Here is an 18,429-nt window from a genome sequence, read left to right as displayed (position 1 = left end):
TCGGCGACCGCTCTGATCCGATGGTGCTCGAACGGTTAGGGATGGATGAGTGCAGGATCAGGTGCGCCTCAAACGCGTGGCGCTGGTCTAGTAAGTCGGCAAAGAGGGTGGCTAGGGTGACCAGAGTGAACACCACTGGCGCCATTCCGTCCGATGCGTTCTCCCTCAGAAGCCCCTACGGGCGCCGAGCGGTCGGCCTGTCGGTCGCCGCTGCCGTCGGCGGATTCCTGTTCGGCTTCGACTCGTCCGTCATCAACGGCGCCGTCGACTCCATCTCGACCGACTTCGCGCTCAACGACGTCATCACGGGGTTCGTCGTCGCGATCGCTCTCCTCGGCTGTGCCGTCGGAGCGATCATCGCGGGCAACCTGTCCGACCGCTGGGGTCGCCTGCGGGTGATGTTCCTCGGCGCGATCATGTTCTTCGTCAGCTCGATCGGCGCGGGACTCGCGTTCTCGGCATGGGATCTCGCCCTGTGGCGCGTGATCGGCGGACTCGGCATCGGCATCGCCTCGGTGATCGCGCCGGCCTACATCGCCGAGATCGCGCCCCGCCAGATCCGCGGCGGGCTGGCGTCGCTGCAGCAGCTCGCGATCACTCTCGGCATCTTCGCCGCGCTCCTGTCGGATGCGCTGCTGGCCAACACGGCCGGCGGCGCGGACGAAGTGCTGTGGCTGGGGCTCGAGGCGTGGCGCTGGATGTTCATCGTCGGCGTGATCCCGTCGGCCGTGTACGGCATCCTGTCCTTCACCCTCCCCGAATCACCGCGCTACCTGATCGCGAAGGGACGCTACGACGAGGCGCGCGAGGTCTTCGCGCGGCTCGTGCCCGAAGCGGATCTCGACCACACGATGCGCGACCTGCAGACCACCATCGAGACGGACCGGAAGAACGCCGGAGTCTCGCTGCGCGGACCCGTGCTGGGCCTTCAGCGGATCGTCTGGGTGGGCATCATCCTGTCGGTGTTCCAGCAGTTCGTGGGCATCAACGTGATCTTCTACTACTCGACGAGTCTGTGGCAGTCCGTCGGCTTCGACGAGAGCGATTCATTCACGATCAGCGTCGTCACCTCGATCACCAACGTGCTGGTCACGCTGATCGCGATCTTCCTGGTCGACCGCGTCGGAAGAAAGCCGATCCTCCTGACGGGGTCCGTGCTGATGACGCTGTCGCTCGGGCTGATGGCGGTCTCGTTCCTCTTCTCGACGACGAACGCCCAGGGTGAGGTCGAGCTCGGCGCGCCGTGGGGACCAATCGCCCTCGTCGCGGCCAACGTCTTCGTCGTCGGATTCGGAGCGTCGTGGGGACCGCTGGTGTGGGTGCTGCTCGGCGAGATCTTCCCCAGTCGCATCCGCGGCAAGGCGCTGGGAGTCGCGGCGGGCGCGCAGTGGATCGCCAACTTCCTCATCACCATCTCCTTCCCGGCGATGTCGTCGTGGTCGCTCCCCCTCACGTACGGCATGTACGCCCTCTTCGCGGCGCTGTCGTTCGTGTATGTCGCGCTGCGCATCCCCGAGACCAAGGGCATGGACATCGAGCAGACCGAGACCCTGTTCGTGCGCAAGGGATCCGCGGCCGCGCCCTGAGCCCGGGGCCGCCGGCAGCCGCGCCTAGGATGGGCGGATGCCTTCGCTCGGCGACCTGATCGCACCACGCCGACTCGGCACCGATTTCCGGTGGCTCCTCGCCTCGTCGTGGACGAGCAACCTCGGCGACGGCATCGCCCTGGCCGCGGCGCCCCTGCTGATCGCCTCGCTGACCTCCTCCCCGGTGCTCGTCGCCGCCGGCGCCATGATGCAGTTCCTGCCCTGGCTGCTCTTCGGACTGTTCGCGGGCGCCGTCGCCGACCACCACGACCGTCGGCGCCTCGTGATGCTGGCCAACGGCCTGCGCGCCCTCATCGTCTCCGTGCTGGTCGTGTTCCTCGTCACCGGTCAGGCGACCGTGTGGATGGTGCTGGCGACGGCGTTCCTCTACGGCACGGCCGAGGTGTTCGCCGACTCGGCAGGCAGCACGCTCCTCCCGATGCTCGTGAAGCCGGCCGACCTCGGCATCGGCAACGCCCGGATGCAGGCCGGCTTCCTCGTCGCCAATCAGCTCGCGGGTCCGCCGCTGGGCGCGTTCCTGTTCGCCCTCGGATCGTTCTGGCCCTTCGTGCTGCAGGTGCTGTGCGTCGCCCTCGCGGTGCTGCTCATCTCCCGCATCGCCCGCACCCCGGTGCCCGAGCATCCCGAGGCGGCCCGGGGCACCAAGGTGCACGCCATCCGCGAGGGGCTGCAGTGGCTCCGCCACAACGCCCCCGTGCGCACGCTCGTCCTCATCATCCTGGTGTTCAACATCACGTGGGCGGCACCGTGGGGCGTGCTCGTGCTCTACGCCACCGACTACCTCGGCATGGGACCGGTGGGGTACGGCGCCCTCACGACCGCCTCGGCGCTGGGCGGCATCATCGCGATCTTCAGCTTCGGCTGGCTCGAGAAGCGCGTGTCGTTCGCGACGCTCATGCGCGTGTGCCTCTCGTGCGAGGTGCTCATGCACCTCGGCTTCGCTCTGACGACCTCGCCGGTGGTCGCCTTCATCATCATGTTCGGCTTCGGGCTGTACGCGTTCATCTGGGCGACGATCTCGACGACCGTCCGGCAGCGGCTCGTGCCCCTGGACCTCCAGGGTCGCATCGCCTCGGTCAACATGGTCGGCGTCTTCGGCGGGCTCGTGATCGGTCAGTTCATCGGCGGCATCCTCGCCCAGCTGTTCGGCCCGACCGCCCCGTGGTGGTTCGCGTTCGCCGGCTCCGCCATCACCCTCGCCCTGGTGTGGCGCTCGATCGCGCACATCACCGCCGCCAAGCCCGTGCTCGACGCGGACGAGACGGACCTGATTCCGCCGGCGGACGAGCCCGGCGCCGGCGGGATGCCCCTGCCCGACTGAGACGTGCGCGGGCCGGGTGCCCCCGCACGGGAGCGCCCGGCCAGGCTCACGCCCCGGGTTCCCACGGGAGCTCGACGGTGGGCAGGATGAGGACGCGCCCGGCGAGGGCAGTCGGATGCTTCGCCATGTAGGCGGCCGCCTCCTCGATCGACTCGGCCTCGAGCAGGTCGTACCCGGCGAACCATTCCTTGAACTCCGGGAACGGACCGTCGGTGATGATGGTCCGCCCGTCCCGCACGACGACCGATTTCGCCCGGTCCGGCCCGGCGACCGCCGAACCGACGCCGACCGTGCCGGCCTCGACCCCTTCGTCGACCCAGGACTCGAGCATCCGCCGGTCCTCGTCCTGCGCGAGGGTCGCCCCGCTCGAGTCGGTCATGTGGATCACGAGGTACTGCTGAGTGGTCATTTGGATTCTCCCTGTGTGGATGCCGCGAGTTCGCCGCGGCGGCGGATGAGGTGGACAACTTCGGCGGAGTTCCCGGCGAGCTCGATCGCCCGGTCGTAGGCGGCTCTCGCGTCCGCGCGGCGACCGAGGCGGCGGAGGAGTTCGGCGCGAGTGGTGTGGAACGCGTGGTGACCGCCGAGCGGCTCCGCGAGGCGATCGATCATCGCCAGACCGGCCTCAGGCGAGTCGAGCTCCGAGACGGCGATCGCCTTGTTGAGCGTGACGATGGGGTTCGGGTCGACGCGCTCCAGCTCGCTGTAGAGGGACACGATCCGCGACCAGTCGGTGTCTCGCGCGTGCGATGCCGACGCGTGCACGGCGTTGACGGCCGACAGGAGCTGATAGCGGTCCACCCGTCCCGCCCCCCGAGCGGCGGCGTCGGTCCGCTCGCGCACGAGGGCGAGGCCCTCGGCGATGAGCGCACGGTCCCATGCCCCGCGATCCTGCTCGTCGAGGCGCACGAGCTCGCCGTCGGGCGAGACACGCGCCCCGGCACGGGCCTCGGTGAGGAGCATGAGCGCCAGCAGGCCCGTTGCGGCGGCTCTCTCGCCCGACCTCGCCGGCAGGAGGTCGCGCACCAGCCGGGCGAGCCGTATCGCCTCTCCCGTGAGATCGGGGCGGAGCGGGTCCGAGTCCGGGCCGGACGCGAGATACCCCTCGTTGAAGATGAGGTACAGCACCGCGAGCACGCCGTCGGTGCGGTCGGGCAGATCCTCCTGCTCCGGCATCCGGAACGGGAGCCGCTCCGCCTTGATCTTCGCCTTGGCACGGCTGAGCCGCTGCCCCATGGTGGTCTCCTGCACCAGGAACGCATGCGCGATCTCCGCGACGGTGAGACCCCCCACGATGCGCAGCGTGAGCGCGACGCGCGCCTCCATGGACAGAGCAGGATGGCAGCACACGAACACGAGGCGGAGCCGGTCGTCCTCGACCGCCCCGATGTCCGGGCCCTCCGAGTCGTCCGCGAGCATGAAAGCCTCCTGCTGCAGCTCGCTCCGGCGCGCCTCGCGCCGGAGCCGGTCGATCGCCTTGCGGTACGCGGTCGTGGTGATCCACGCACCGGGGTTCGGGGGGATGCCGTCAGCCGGCCAGCGCTCGACGGCCACGGCGAAGGCCTCGGCAGCCGTCTCCTCGGCGAGGTCGAGATCGCGGAAACGCCTCGCCAGACCCGCGACGACGCGCGCCCATTCATCGCGGTGCACGCCCGCGATGGCGGCGGCGACGTCGCCCGTCACGGCAGCCCGCCGTCCGCGGGCGCAGGGATCCACGCCATGGGTCGCTCCTCGTCTGTCCCGGCCGCGCGATGGCGGCCCTCATCAGATCGACGAACGGGACTCCTCCGATTCGACACCGGACGGGAAGAGAACTTCAAGAGGCCGGTATCGACGGGCTCTGTCGAATTCCGCTCGCACCGTTCGTGGCTTGTGGGAGAGGCGGATCACACGATCCGTCGACGACGAGAGGTGAGGACCGACCGTGTACAGCCAGATGAGCGCCGATGACGAACGCGAGTACGCCGACCGGATCCGAGAGGCGAGGATGTCGCATCGCCGGGAGCGCGCAGCCCGGCGGCACGCCGCGTGGAGCGGCGTGAGCGACTTCCTGCTGTCGATCCCGGCTGCGGTCGGCGTGCGCCTCGGCGGCTGACTGCGACCCGCGCGGCCGGCCGTCCCCGCGTCAGTCCTCGAACGGGCCGTAGGCCTCGAGCGTGTTGGCCGCGATCCGCGCGCACAGCTCGTCGAGGTCCGCGCCGAGCTCCTCGGCGATGAACCGCACCGTCACCGGGATCAGGTACGGCGCGTTCGGCCGGCCGCGGTGCGGAACCGGAGTGAGGAACGGAGCATCCGTCTCCACCAGGATGCGCTCGCGCGGCGTCACCGCGAGAGCATCCCGCAGATTCTGCGCGTTCTTGAAGGTGATGTTCCCCGCGAACGACAGGTAGTAGCCGTGATCGGCGGCGATGCGCGCCATGCCCTCGTCGCCCGAGAAGCAGTGGAAGACGGTGCGCTCGGGCGCGCCGACCCGTTCCAGAGTCTCGAGGACGGCGTCGTGCGCGTCCCGGTCGTGGATCTGCATCGCGACGCCGTGCTTCTTGGCGAGCCCGATGTGCGCCTCGAAGCTCTCGAACTGCGCCGGGAAGCCCTCCTCGTCGGTGCGGAAGAAGTCGAGGCCGGTCTCGCCGATCGCCCGCACCCGGGGCTGCGCCGCGAGCTCGTCGATGACGCCGATCGCCTCGGCGAGTCGTCCCGCCCGCGCGTACGCCGGGGCTTCGTTCGGGTGGATGGCGACCGCCGCGAGAATACGGGGGTGGGATGCCGCCGCCCACGCCGACCACCGGCTCGACTCGATGTCCCCGCCCGCCTGCACGACCCCGATCACGCCGACCTCGCCCGCACGGGAGAGCTGCTCGTCGAGCGAGAGGCCGACGCCGTCCTCGATCTCGAGATGCGCGTGGTTGTCGTAGACCGCCACCGCGAGCGGCGCCGGCGCGTCGGGGTAGCTCACGTCGCGCGACCCCTTCTCGCGCGTACGGACGTAATTGCTCGGGTCGGTCATCAGACCGATTGCTCGACCCGCGGGAACAGCGGCGCGAGGCCGTTCACCGAAGTGCCGGGCCGCAGCACCCCCCACGCACCCGCCTCACGGATCGGCTGGTCCACGAGACGCCCAAGCGATTCGGCCGCGCCGAGAGCGATCCACAGCTTTTCGGTCGATACGGGCATCACCGGCGACAGCAGCACCGCGAGGGCGCGGAGCCCCTCGGCGGCTGTGTAGAGCACGGTGCCCAGGCGCTCGCGCTGCGCCTCGTCCTTGGCCAGCGCCCACGGCTCGTTCTCGGTGATGTAGAGGTTCAGGGCGTCCACGATCGTCCAGATCGACGAGATCGCCTCGTCGATGCGGAAGCGCTCGATCGCGGCGTCGGCGGCGGTCGCGGCATCCGCCACCGTCTTCTGGATGCGCAGGTCGCCCTCGGTGTACGAGCCCGCCGGAGGCACGATGCCCTCGAAGTAGCGCTCGATCATCGCGGTCGTGCGCGAGGCGAGGTTGCCGAAACCGTTGGCGAGCTCCGCCTGGTAGCGCGCGGAGAGGTCCTCCCACGAGAACGAGCCGTCCTGGCCGAACGCGATCGCCGAGAGGAAGTAGAAGCGGTACGCGTCGGAGCCGAAGACGTCGGTGATCTCGGTCGGCGCGATGCCGGTGAGCTTCGACTTCGACATCTTCTCGCCGCCGACGAGCAGCCAGCCGTGCGCGAACACGCCCCGCGGCACGTCGACGCCCGCCGCCATGAGCATCGCAGGCCAGATGACGGCGTGGAAGCGCAGGATGTCCTTGCCGACGACGTGGTACGCCGGCCAGCGGCGGGCGAACTCCTCGGGGTCGCTGCCGTAGCCGACCGCCGTCGCGTAGTTCAGGAGCGCGTCGACCCACACGTAGATGACGTGCGATTCGTCCCACGGCACCGTGATGCCCCAGTCGAACGCCGACCGCGAGATCGAGAGGTCCTTCAGGCCCTGCTTCACGAACGAGACGACCTCGTTGCGCGCCGACTCGGGCCGGATGAAGTCGCTCGACGAGTAGAGCTCGAGGAGGCGGTCCTGGAACTCGCTGAGCTTGAAGAAGTAGTTCTTCTCCTGGAGCAGCTCGAGCGGCTTGGAGTGGATCGCGCACACCTTGAGGCCCTCGAAGGGGCCGGTGCCGTCGACGATCTCGGACTCGGGCTTGAACTCCTCGCAGCCGACGCAGTACAGCGCCTCGTACTCGCCCGCGTAGATGTAGCCGCGGTCGTAGATCGCCTGCACGAACTGCTTCACGCGCTCCTCGTGGCGCTCCTGCGTCGTGCGGATGAAGTCGTCGTTGGCGACGTCGAGGGTCTTCAGCAGCGGGAACCACGCCTCGCCCACGAGCTTGTCGACCCACTCCTGGGGCGTGACGCCGTTCGCCGACGCCGCACGCATCATCTTCTGACCGTGCTCGTCGGTGCCCGTCAGCATCCAGGTGTCGTCACCGGCCTGCCGGTGCCAGCGCGCGAGCGTGTCGACCGCCACGGTCGTATAGCCGTGGCCGATGTGGGGCACGTCGCTCGGGTAGTAGATCGGCGTCGTGATGTAGAAGGATCGGCCGGAAGTCACCCGAGGATTCTAGTCGGGCCGGATGCTGCGCCCGGCCGGTGTGACAGGCGGGGCCGATGCGAGGCGAGGAGCGGGCTCCTTCGTCACAATTCCGGCTGGGTCACCCTCGGACCGCGAGCGCCGCCTGATAGAGCTCACGGGACGAGTGGCCGGTGTGCGCCGACACCTCGCCCGCGGCATCCTTCAGCCGTGTGCCCGACCGCACGAGTTCGAGCACCTGCGTGACGGCGTCGGGGAAGGCGACCTCTCGCGCGGCGGCCCCGTCCACGACGATGACGAGCTCCCCACGCAGGCCGGCCTCCGCCCACGTCACGAGTTCGGCCAGCGTTCCGCGGGCGACCTCCTCGTGCAGCTTGGTCAGCTCGCGGCACACGGCGGCCCGCCGGTCGTCGCCGAACGCGACAGCCATCGCCGCCAGGGTCGCCGCCGCTCGCGTCGGCGCGTCGAAGAACACCATGGTGCGCGGCTCGGCGGCGAGCGCGCGCAGCGCGGAGGCGCGCTCCCCCGGCTTGCGCGGCACGAAGCCCTCGAAGGTGAAGCGGTCGGTCGGAAGGCCCGACACCGCGAGCGCGGTGAGCACCGCGCTCGGCCCCGGGATCACCGTCACGGCGACCCCCGCCGCCGCTGCGGCCGCCACGAGCCCGTATCCGGGGTCGCTCACGGTGGGCATGCCGGCGTCGCTGAGCACGAGCACGTCCTGGGCGCGGGCGAGCTCGACGAGTTCCGGCGCGCGGTCCTTCTCGTTGTGGTCGTGGAGCGCGATCAGTCGCGGCCGGTGCGCGACGCCGAGCCCCGCGAGGAGGCGCTGCGTCGTGCGGGTGTCCTCCGCGGCGATCACGGGCACGCTTTCGAGCGCCTCGACGAGGCGCCGCGAGGCGTCCCCGAGATTGCCGATCGGGGTCGCCGCGAGGATGATCACGGCACTCAGCCTACGGGTGGGCGGATGCCGCGACCCCGGCGCCGCCCTCGGGCTCGGGCGGGTCCTCGTGCGCGGGCTCGACCAGGTCGACGGCGGATTGCAGGCGAGCGAGGCACTCGATCACGACGCGCGCCTGCTCGGGCGTCATGTCGACGACCGCCTCGAGCAGCCGGGTGTGCATCGCGCCGAGCGTGCGGCGCACCTCGTGGTCGGTCTCGACCGTGGGGATCACGACGATGGCGCGGCGATCGGTGGGGTGCGGGGCGCGGCGCACGTGGTTCGAGCGCACGAGCCGGTCGATGATCGCCGTCGTCGACGCGGTCGATACGCCGAGATACCGCGACAGCTCTGCGGGCTGGACGATGCGTCCCTCGCGCTCGGCCTTGAGGAGGTAGCGCAGGGTCAGCAGGTCGTTCTCCCCCATCGCCATCGCGTCGCGCGTGCGCCGGCGCATCGCCGCATCCGCGGCGCGATAGAGGCGGAAGGACTCGAGGACTTCGACCGCACGACGACGTGCGGCGTCATCGTGCTCGCCGTACCAGTAGCCGCTTCCCGCTGTCACGACACGAATCATACGGATGCCGCGCCCCGCAGGCTCGCACCGGCGCAGGATCATCTCGGCAGGCCCACCTATAGTGTCACCGTGACGCACGCCGCCCCTCGCCCGGACGACAGCATGCCGGCCGTGCCGCTGCTGCCTGCGGAGCGTCCCAGCCTGTACGAGCGGTTCACCGTCAGAGTCTCGCGCGACGACGCCGCGCGGCGCCTGTACGCGTGGCTCGGGCCTGCGCTCGTCGTCGTGCTGGCCGCAGTCCTGCGCCTGTGGAACCTCGCCGCCGCGCACGACCTGATGAACCAGTTCGACGAGACCTACTACGTCAAGGACGCCTGGACGCTCCTGCAGCTGGGGTACGAGGGATCCTGGCCCTCCAACGGCAACGAGAGCTTCCTGTCGGGCGACCCGAGCGTGTTCACCGACAACGCGGCCTTCGTCATCCACCCCCCGCTCGGAAAGTGGATCATCGCGGTCGGGATGATGGTGCTCGGACCCGAGAACGGCTGGGGCTGGCGCATCACGACCGCGCTCCTGGGCACGGCCGCGGTGCTGGTGCTGATGCTGATCGCGAAGCGGCTGACCGGGTCGACGACGTTCGCCGTCGTCGCGGGGCTGCTGATGGCCGTCGACGGCATGGCGATCGCGATGAGCCGCGTCGCCCTGCTCGACACCCCGCTGCTCTTCTTCGTGCTGCTCGGGTTCCTCTTCGTGCTGCGGGACCGGGACCGCACGATGGCGCGGATCGCCGAGACGGTCGGCGCGAAATACGACGGCGACGAGCCGCCGGCGTGGGGCCCGATCCTGTGGAACCGGCCCTGGATCATCGCGGCGGGCCTCGCGCTGGGCGCGGCATCGGCCGTCAAGTGGTCGGGAGTCTGGGTGCTCGCCGGACTCGGCGTCTACCTCGTGGTGACCGACGCGCTCGCACGGCGGCGCGCGGGCGTGCTGTTCTGGCCGACCGACGCGATCCGTCAGGGCGTCGCGACCTTCGTGCTGCTCGTGCCCGCGGCATTCGCGGTGTATCTCGCCTCCTGGACGGGCTGGCTCGTCACCGATGGCGGATACGACCGGCACGCCGCCGACGCCGCCCCCGCGACCGGGCTCTGGTCGTGGGTGCCGCTGCCCCTGCAGAGCCTGTGGATCGATCACACCACGATGTTCAACGCGGCATCGCAGATCACCTCGGGCCACACGTATTCGAGCGCTGCCTGGCAGTGGCCGCTGCTGATCCGGCCGACGGGCATGTACTACCACCACGACGCGCTGGGCGTCGATGGCTGCGCCGCCGCGAACGGCTGCTCGTCGGTCATCTCGAGCATCCCGAATCCGCTCGTCTGGTACGCGGGCGTCGCTGCCGTGCTGTACCTCGCCTACCGATTCGTCATCGTGCGCGACTGGCGCCACGCCTTCGTCCTGACCGGGATCGGGCTGACCTACGTGCCGTGGCTCTTCTACCCCGAGCGCACGATCTTCCAGTTCTACACGGTGCTCGTGCTGCCGTTCATGCTGCTCGCGCTGACCTTCGCGCTGCGCGACATCGCCGGGCCACGGCATGCCGACGCCTACCGGAGGCGCACGGGACAGCGGCTGGTCTGGGTGTTCCTCGGTGTCGCCCTGCTGCTCGCCGTGTTCTGGTATCCGGTGATCTCGGCGATGCCGGTGCCGTACGACTTCTGGCGGCTGCACAACTGGCTGCCGACCTGGGTCTAGGCGTTCGCGAGCGCCGCCGGGTCGGTGACGGGCAGGCGGCAGGCGAAGTCGCGGCAGTCGAAGGCCGTCGGGCCGGCGGGTGCGGTCTTGCCCTCGAACAGGTCGAATCCGGCGGTTGCGAACGCCTGAGCCTGGCCCGGGCTGACGACGGCGAGGACATCGGCGTCGAGTGCGCGGGCGGCGAGCGCGAGCGGATGCTGCGGCTCGGCCGTCACCACCACGACCTGGCGGGGGGCGGTGGCGAGCCCCGCGGCCACGCGCAGCAGCGCGCCGTGCGCGAGGGGCTGCGCGAGTGCCGCCGCGGCGGCGCGCGCGACGATCCGCTCGGCGAGGTCGCGGTAGGCGGGGCCGGCGCCGAGGACCCAGAGGGCGAGGGCCGCCTCCGCGAGCGCGGCGGGCCCCGAGGGCTCGTCGCCGTCGGACGCGGCATCCGGAGCGCCCACGCCCTGGGCGGCGAGCACCGGATCGCCTCCGCCCGGCACCGCGAGCACCCCGTCGGGGGTCGTGCACGCGTCGACGAGCTCACGCGCGCGCACCGCGTAGGCGGGCTGTCCGGTCGCCGCGGCGAGCGCGGCGAGGCCCGTCGCGAACTGGCCGTAGTCGGCGAGGGTGGCGGGCGCCCGTGAGGGGATCTCGTCCAGCGATGCGCGGACGAGGCGGCCGTCGGCGGTGACGTTGACGGTGAGCACGGCCTCGGCCGCCCACCGCGCGGCCTCGATCCAGGACGCTTCACCCATCCGCGCTCCGGCGCGGGCGAGTGCGCCGATCGCGAGCCCGTTCCACCCCGAGATGATCTTGCCGTCGACGGCGGGACGTTCGATTCCGGCGCGGCCCGCGGCATCCCGCCCGTAGTATCCGCCCTCGCTGCGCGCACCGTCGATCCACGACTCGGAGTCCTGCGCGGCGCCGAATCCTCCCGTCGGCTGCTGCAGCACGTCCCGGAGGAAGGCGGCGATGCCCGACGCGGTCACCGTGTCGCCCTCGGCGACGGCGACGTCGAGCAGCTGCGCGTTGTCGGTCAGCATGCGCTCGAAGTGGGGCACCGACCAGTCGCGGCGTGTGGCGTAGCGGAAGAAGCCGCCCTCGACCGGGTCGCGCAGCGACGACGCGCTCATCGCCGCGAGCGCGCGCCCCGCCACGGCAGAGGCCTCGGCCGCCCGTTCCCGCACGAGCCTCGTCTGCAGGAAGCGCAGGGCCGTCGCCACCGGGAACTTCGGGGCCTCGCCCTCACCGAACCCGCCGTATTCGGGGTCTTCGCGCTCCGCGAGGGAGCGCGCTGCCGCCGCGAGCTCCTCGACGGTCGGAGGAGCGGATGCCTCGTCCCCCGCCTGCGCGCGGACCTCGGCCAGGGCTTCGACGATCGCGTCGGCTGTGCCGTCGATCTGCTCGCGGCGCTCCTCCCACGCCTCGCGCACGGCGGCGAGCACCTGACGGAACGCCGGAAGGCCGCCGCGGGGCTGGGGCGGGAAGTAGCTGCCGGCGAAGAACGGGCGCCCTTCGGGCGTCACGAAGACGGTGAGGGGCCAGCCGAGGTTCGCGGTGAACGCGGATGCGGCGGCCATGTACGCGCCGTCGACCTCGGGGTGCTCCTCTCGGTCGACCTTGATCGAGACGAATCCGGCGGAGAGCTCGGCCGCTGTCGCAGGGTCCTCGAACGACTCGCGCGCCATGACGTGGCACCAGTGGCATGTGGAATAGCCGATGGACACCAGGACGGGGACGTCGCGTGCGCGTGCCTCGGCGAACGCCTCGTCGCCCCACGGGAACCACGGGACCGGGTTTGCCGCGTGCGAGCGGAGGTACGGACTCGCGGCCTCCGTGAGGCGACGGTTCATGGCGGTGTCAGTTCACCTCGTCGGGGTGGGCGCTGACGCGTCCGGACCCGTCCGGCCGATCCATCGCGTCGATCGCGGCGATCTCGGCGTCGGTGAGTTCGAAGTCGAAGACGTCGAGGTTCTCTTCGAGCCGCTCGCGGCGCACCGACTTGGGGAAGACGATGAATCCCTTCTGCAGGTGCCAGCGCAGCACCGCCTGCGCGGGCGTCTTGTCGTGCGCCTTGGCGGCGGCGGCGACGGGCTCGGCCCCGAACAGGTCGTACTTGCCCTGCCCGAGCGGACCCCACGACTCGATGCGGACGTCGTGCTGAGCCGCCCACTCGGTGATCGCACGCTGCTGGTGGGCCGGGTGGAGCTCGATCTGGTTGACGGCGGGCACCACGCCGGTGGCGGCGACGATGCGGTCGAGGTGCGGCACCAGGTGGTTGGAGACGCCGATGCTGCGGGTGAGGCCCGCGTCGCGCAGTTCGACGAGCTTGGACCAGGCGTGGACGTAGTTGTCGTGCGCCGGGGTCGGCCAGTGCACGAGGTAAAGGTCGACCTTGTCGAGACCCAGCTTCTCGAGGCTCTCGGCGATCGCCGCCCGGGGCTCGTCGCCGTCGTGGCGGTCGTTCCACAGCTTGGTGGTGACGAAGAGCTCGTCGCGTGGGAGGTCGCTCGCGGCGATGGCGGCGCCGACGCCCTCCTCGTTGCCGTAGATCGCGGCGGTGTCGATGTGACGGTAGCCGACCTCGAGCGCCTCGCTGACAGCGCGCTCGGTGTCGGCCGGCGGCACCTTGAACACGCCGTAGCCGAGCTGGGGGATGTCGTTGCCGTCGTTGAGCTTCACGGTGGGGGTCGTTGCCATTCCTCCAGCCTAGAAGGGTCCGGCACGGGGTAGACCGGGTAGAGGCCGAGATCCGGCTCGCTCGCGCGCGGCGGAGGCTCGGTCTGCTTGCCGCGTCTGCCCCGCCTGTAGCCGCGGCCCGCACCCTTGAAGGGAACTGAGGCGTACGTGGGCGGTTCGGCGAGGGAATCATGGTCGCGGTGGTGCTCCGAATCCCAGCCGACTCGGCGTACCCACTTCTCTCGCAGCTCGTGAACCTCGTATTCGAGGGTTTCGAACCCGTCAGAGGTGAGTCGGTACCACCGCCACTGCAGCTCCGCACGGACGTCGACGAGCTGCGCGTCACGCAGCACGCGCAGGTGCTTCGAGACCGCCGTCCGTGTGATCCGAAACTCCGCACCGACGACGTGCGCCAGCTCGCCGGCGGTGTGTTCACCGCTGGCGAGGATCTCGATGATCCGCCGCCGAGCGGGTTCGGAGAGCGCTGCGAACGGGTGCACGGATCGACGGTAGAGCCGCGAGCGCCGCAGGCGTGCCAGCGTGACTGCCGGCGTGAATCACGGTGCCTGGTGGGCCGCTGTGGAGGAAAGGTGACGGCGGGCGGGCGGGCAGGCGCACGCCGCACGCACGCACTGCACCGTCCACCCTTTCGTTTTCGCATGTGAGTTCTCGTTCACACGGCCGAGTTCACCCGCCGCTGCGAGTGTGACCCGCGACTCACATGCTCGATGCGCCAGGTACTCCCCGCCCCGTCATGTGAGCACGAACTCACATGACGGATGCACGGCCCACTCTCTCGCGTGTGACCCAGAACTCACATGACGGATGCACAGCCCACACTCTCGCGTGTGACCCAGAACTCACATGCAAGAACGGGCGGCCCACCCTCTCGCGTGTGGCCCAGACTTCACATGACCGATGCACAGCCCACACTCTCGCCTGTGACCCAGAACTCACATGACGAATCCACAGCCCACACTCTCGCCTGTGACCCAGAACTCACATGACGGATGCACGGCCCACCCTCTCGCGTGTGACCCAGAACTCACATGCAAGAACGGGCAGGACGAGCGTTCGATGACGACCGGCTGCGGCGACGCGACCCGCGACGGCGGGCCGTCATACGATGGAGGGCTATGTCCGCGCCCGAACCCGTGATCTCCTATCCCCCGGAGCTGCCCGTCAGTGCCGCGCGGGACGAGATCGCGCGCGCGATCCGCGACAACCAGGTCGTGATCGTCGCCGGGGCGACCGGATCGGGCAAGACCACGCAGCTGCCGAAGATCTGCCTCGAGCTGGGCCGCACACGCATCGCGCACACGCAGCCGCGCCGGATCGCCGCGCGCACCATAGCGGAGCGCGTCGCCGAGGAGCTGCAGGTGCCGCTCGGCACGACCGTCGGCTACAAGGTGCGCTTCACCGACAAGGTGACCGAAGACACCCGCATCGCGCTCATGACCGACGGCATCCTGCTCAACGAGATCCACCGCGATCGACAGCTGCGCCGCTACGACACGATCATCGTCGACGAGGCTCACGAGCGTTCGCTCAACGTCGACTTCCTCATCGGCTACCTCACCCGCATCCTGCCGCAGCGCCCCGACCTGAAGGTCATCGTCACCAGTGCCACGATCGACCCCGAGAGCTTCGCGCGGCATTTCGCCGATCGCGACGGCAACCCCGCCCCGATCATCGAGGTCTCGGGTCGCACCTACCCGGTCGAGGTGCGATACCGGCCCGGCACCCGCCCGGCGAAGGGCGGCGACGTCGTCGAGAGCGACGACGTCGACGGCATCACGACGGCGCTGCGCGAGCTCGATCGCGAGCCGGCAGGCGACGTGCTCGTCTTCCTCCCCGGCGAGGCGGAGATCCGCGACGCGATGGATGCCGTTCGCGGAATGTACGGGAAGGATGCCGCGCCGACGGAGGTCCTGCCCCTCTACGGACGCTTGAGCTCCGCCGAGCAGCACCGCGTCTTCGAGCGCTCGGCGATCGCGGGCGTGCGCCGCCGCGTCATCCTGGCGACGAACGTCGCCGAGACCAGCCTCACCGTGCCCGGCATCCGGTACGTCGTCGACACCGGCACGGCGCGGATCTCGCGCTACAGCAATCGCAGCAAGATCCAGCGGCTCCCCATCGAGGCGATCTCGCAGGCCTCCGCGCAGCAGCGGTCCGGGCGTGCCGGACGAACGAGCCCCGGCATCGCGATCCGCCTGTACGCCGAAGACGACTTCACGAGCCGCGACGAGTTCACCGAGCCCGAGATCCTGCGCACCAGTCTGGCGTCGGTGATCCTGCAGATGCTGTCGCTGGGCTTCGGCGACATCTCGTCGTTCCCGTTCCTCACCCCGCCGGACTCGCGCGGCGTGCGGGCCGCGCTCGACCTCCTCATCGAGCTCGGCGCCGTGCGGGCGCGCGGCCGCGACGACGCACCGACCCTTACCGACCTCGGCCGCGAGATCGCCCGGCTGCCGATCGATCCGCGCTTCGCGCGCATGCTGATCGCGGCGCGCCAGACCGGCGTGCTCGGCGACGTGCTCGCGATCGTCGCCGGGCTCTCCATCCAGGACGTTCGAGAGCGACCCGAGGAGCGCCGCGAGGAGGCCGACCGCCTCCACGCCCGGTTCACCGACCCGACGAGCGACTTCCTGAGCCTGCTCAATCTGTGGAACCACCTCCAGGAGAAGCAGGCCGAACTCGGCTCCAGCGCGTTCCGCCGGCTGTGCCGCCAGGAGCATCTCAACTACGTCCGCGTGCGCGAATGGGCCGACGTCCACCGCCAGCTCAGCGCACTGCTCGGCGCCTCGCGCAAGCCCGCCGCGACGACCGCGGATCCCGACGACATCCACCGGGCGATCCTGTCCGGACTGCTGTCGCAGCTCGGCATCCTCGACGACCGTTCGACCGCCAGGGCGTCCGCGCGCGGCGGCAAGCCCGACCGCTCCGCCGAGCGCCGCTCGGCGGAGTACCTCGGCGCCCGAGGCACGCGCTTCGCGATCTTCCCCGGCTCCGGGCTCCGCAAGCAGCGACCGACGGCCGTCATGGCCGCCGAGGTGGTCGAGACGTCGCGCCTCTTCGCCCGCACGGTGGCCGCGATCGACCCGGAATGGGCGGAGCCCCTCGCCGGCGACCTCGCCAAGCGCCGGCTGAGCGAGCCGCACTGGTCGAAGGCGGCGGGCGCGGCATCCGCCTACGAGAAGGTGACCCTCTTCGGCGTCGAGATCATCCCGCGGCGCCGCGTGCAGCTGGCCCGCTTCGACCGGCCGTTCGCGCGCGAGCTGTTCCTGCGGCACGCGCTGGTGGAGGGGGAATGGGATGCCTCGGCCCTCGACAAGCGGCTGACGGCGTTCGAACGACGCAACCTCGAACTGCGCCGGCGACTCGAGAAGATCGAGGAGCGCGAGCGCCGCCGCGACATCCTCGTGGGCGACGAGGCGGTGTACCGGTTCTACGACGCGCGCATCCCCGGCGACGTGTACGACGTGCGCTCGTTCGAGGCCTGGTGGCAGGGCGCGGCCGAGCGCACGCCGCGCCTGCTCGACATGACCGAGTCCGATCTCGTCGACGAGGCCTCGCGCGGCGACGAGCGCGACTTCCCGGCCCGCTGGCAGCAGGGCGACCAGGTGCTCTCGCTCGCCTACCGCTTCGAGCCCGGCGCACCCGACGACGGCGTCACGGCCGTCGTGCCGCTCGCGCTGCTCGCCCAGCTGCGACCCGACGGGTTCGACTGGCAGGTCCCCGGAATGCGCGACGAGCTCATCACGGCTCTGCTGCGATCGCTGCCCAAGTCGATCCGGCGACACGTCGTGCCGGCGGCCGACTGGGCGTCGACGTTCGCGGGCGAGATCGCCGGGCAAGGCCCTGAGGCGAACGCGGGCCTTCCGTCCTCGGGGCTGCGCGAGGCGCTCGCCGCGCGCATCCAGCGGGTCGCGAACCAGCCCGTCACCGCTGACGACTTCGAGATGGAGCGCGTGCCCGGGCACCTGCTCGTGTCGTTCCGCGCCGTCGACGAGCGTGGTCGGGCCGTCGGCGCGGATCGCGACCTCGCCGCACTGCAGGATCGGCTCGCCGGCCGCGCCCGGGACTCGGTCGCGCGGTCGCTCGCACGAACCCCCGCACGAGAGGCCCCGGCTCCCGGCCCCGGAGCCGCCGCGGCGGGCGCCACCGCCGCGGCGGGCAGCGCCTTCGCCGAGCGCACGGGTCTCACCGAGTGGACGGTCGGCGACCTCCCCGACGTCGTCGACACGAAGGTGGCCGGCGGCGTCGTCCGGGGCTACCCGGCGATCGTCGACGAGGGATCGAGCGTCGCCCTGCGGATCGAGTCCACGCCCGAGGCGGCGGCGCAGGCCACGCGCGCCGGCGTGCGTCGCCTGCTGCTCCTCGCCGTGCCGTCGCCGACCGCCTATGTGCTCGATCACCTCACCTCCCCCGAGAAGCTCGCACTCGCGGCATCCCCCTACTCCTCCGCCAAGGCCCTCGTCGAGGACGCGCGCGTCGCCGTCGCCGACGCCGTGGTCGAGCGCACGACCACCGAAGGCACCGTCCGCACGCGCGCGGAGTTCGACGCCGTCCGCGATGCCCTGTCGGCGGTCGTGGTCGACGAGCTCTTCCAGACGGTGTCGCTGAGCGCCCGCATCCTCACGGCCTCGCGCGACGTCGAGCGCGCCGTGCGCGAGCAGAACTCGCTGACGCTGCTGGGCACGCTCAACGACGTCAAGGGACAGCTGTCGGGTCTCGTGTTCCCCGGCTTCGTGTCGCGCACGGGCACGGCACGGCTGGTCCACCTGCCGCGCTACCTGCGCGGGGCGCTCGAGCGGGTGCGCGCGCTGCCGGACAACCCGGGACGCGACCGGCAGCGCATGACCGAGTTCGAGCGGGCGGCGATCGCCTTCGCCGACGCCGGCGGCACGGCGCCCCCCGCACCGGACGCGCCCCCCGCGCTGGTGCACGCGCGCTGGCTGCTCGAGGAGTACCGCGTGAGCCTGTTCGCGCAGCAGCTGGGAACCGCAGAGCCGGTCTCGCTGCAGCGGATCCAGAAGTCGCTGCGGGAATAGCGCCCGACGGCGAGGAGGTTGCC

14 protein-coding genes are annotated in these 18,429 nt (G+C 70.9%); 5 read left to right on the top strand and 9 right to left on the bottom strand.

Annotated elements, in window-relative coordinates:
• Positions 1-125: 125 nt before the first annotated feature.
• Both ASD93_RS03605 and ASD93_RS03600 read left to right on the top strand, forming a co-directional pair.
• The gene (locus ASD93_RS03605) at positions 126-1,586 is read left to right on the top strand and encodes a sugar porter family MFS transporter (protein ID WP_056118661.1); all 1,461 of its coding nucleotides are present in this window, start codon (positions 126-128) and stop codon (positions 1,584-1,586) included.
• A 37-nt stretch (positions 1,587-1,623) separates the two neighbouring features.
• Positions 1,624-2,928, top strand: a complete 1,305-nt coding sequence (locus ASD93_RS03600) for an MFS transporter (protein ID WP_056118658.1) — start codon at positions 1,624-1,626, stop codon at positions 2,926-2,928.
• Positions 2,929-2,974: 46 nt separating this feature from the next.
• On the opposite strand, the gene ASD93_RS03595 is transcribed toward ASD93_RS03600, so the two are convergent.
• Positions 2,975-3,337, bottom strand: coding sequence for a YciI family protein (locus ASD93_RS03595; protein ID WP_056118655.1), 363 nt, complete (start codon positions 3,335-3,337; stop codon positions 2,975-2,977).
• On the bottom strand, positions 3,334-4,611 hold the full coding sequence (locus ASD93_RS03590; RefSeq protein WP_056118652.1) for an RNA polymerase sigma factor: 1,278 nt from the start codon (positions 4,609-4,611) through the stop codon (positions 3,334-3,336). The genes ASD93_RS03595 and ASD93_RS03590 overlap by 4 nt, the downstream gene beginning before the upstream one ends.
• Positions 4,612-4,864: 253 nt before the next feature.
• Between ASD93_RS03590 and ASD93_RS15855 the strand changes: the two genes are divergently transcribed.
• On the top strand, positions 4,865-5,023 hold the full coding sequence (locus ASD93_RS15855) for a hypothetical protein (RefSeq protein WP_157536849.1): 159 nt from the start codon (positions 4,865-4,867) through the stop codon (positions 5,021-5,023).
• A 30-nt stretch (positions 5,024-5,053) separates the two neighbouring features.
• Here the strand turns inward: ASD93_RS15855 and ASD93_RS03585 are convergent, their stop codons facing one another.
• From ASD93_RS03585 to ASD93_RS03570, 4 genes are all read right to left on the bottom strand, one after another.
• On the bottom strand, positions 5,054-5,932 hold the full coding sequence (locus ASD93_RS03585; protein WP_056118650.1) for a TatD family hydrolase: 879 nt from the start codon (positions 5,930-5,932) through the stop codon (positions 5,054-5,056).
• On the bottom strand, positions 5,932-7,506 hold the full coding sequence (gene metG, locus ASD93_RS03580) for a methionine--tRNA ligase (protein ID WP_056118646.1): 1,575 nt from the start codon (positions 7,504-7,506) through the stop codon (positions 5,932-5,934). The genes ASD93_RS03585 and metG overlap by 1 nt, the downstream gene beginning before the upstream one ends.
• Positions 7,507-7,606: 100 nt before the next feature.
• Complete coding sequence (gene rsmI, locus ASD93_RS03575) at positions 7,607-8,425, bottom strand: 16S rRNA (cytidine(1402)-2'-O)-methyltransferase (RefSeq protein ID WP_056118644.1); 819 nt, start codon at positions 8,423-8,425, stop codon at positions 7,607-7,609.
• Positions 8,426-8,435: 10 nt separating this feature from the next.
• A complete protein-coding gene (locus tag ASD93_RS03570; protein ID WP_235566860.1) occupies positions 8,436-8,987 on the bottom strand; it encodes a MarR family winged helix-turn-helix transcriptional regulator in 552 nt (183 codons plus the stop codon).
• 81 nt (positions 8,988-9,068) lie between these two features.
• On the opposite strand from ASD93_RS03570, the gene ASD93_RS03565 reads away from it, so the two are divergent.
• Complete coding sequence (locus tag ASD93_RS03565) at positions 9,069-10,691, top strand: dolichyl-phosphate-mannose--protein mannosyltransferase (RefSeq protein WP_235566859.1); 1,623 nt, start codon at positions 9,069-9,071, stop codon at positions 10,689-10,691.
• Here the strand turns inward: ASD93_RS03565 and ASD93_RS03560 are convergent.
• From ASD93_RS03560 to ASD93_RS03550, 3 genes are read right to left on the bottom strand one after another with little or no spacing between them, the layout of a single operon-like run.
• Positions 10,688-12,526, bottom strand: coding sequence for a thioredoxin domain-containing protein (locus ASD93_RS03560; RefSeq protein WP_056118639.1), 1,839 nt, complete (start codon positions 12,524-12,526; stop codon positions 10,688-10,690). The genes ASD93_RS03565 and ASD93_RS03560 overlap by 4 nt on opposite strands.
• A gap of 7 nt (positions 12,527-12,533) precedes the next feature.
• Positions 12,534-13,373: an aldo/keto reductase gene (locus ASD93_RS03555; RefSeq protein WP_056118634.1), complete on the bottom strand. Its 840-nt coding sequence runs from the start codon at positions 13,371-13,373 to the stop codon at positions 12,534-12,536.
• Positions 13,352-13,852, bottom strand: a complete 501-nt coding sequence (locus tag ASD93_RS03550; RefSeq protein ID WP_056118631.1) for an ArsR/SmtB family transcription factor — start codon at positions 13,850-13,852, stop codon at positions 13,352-13,354. Before ASD93_RS03550 ends, ASD93_RS03555 begins: the two co-directional genes overlap by 22 nt.
• 636 nt (positions 13,853-14,488) lie before the next feature.
• On the opposite strand from ASD93_RS03550, the gene hrpA reads away from it, so the two are divergent.
• Positions 14,489-18,406, top strand: a complete 3,918-nt coding sequence (gene hrpA, locus ASD93_RS03545; RefSeq protein WP_056118628.1) for an ATP-dependent RNA helicase HrpA — start codon at positions 14,489-14,491, stop codon at positions 18,404-18,406.
• The last annotated feature ends 23 nt before the right edge of the window (positions 18,407-18,429 follow it).

Origin of the sequence: Microbacterium sp. Root180, from assembly GCF_001428485.1 — a bacterium.
In the GTDB taxonomy this organism is placed as follows: Bacteria; Actinomycetota; Actinomycetes; order Actinomycetales; family Microbacteriaceae; genus Microbacterium.
The sequence above is the reverse complement of the archived record's forward strand: the minus strand, read 5'-3'. Positions and strand labels throughout refer to the sequence as shown.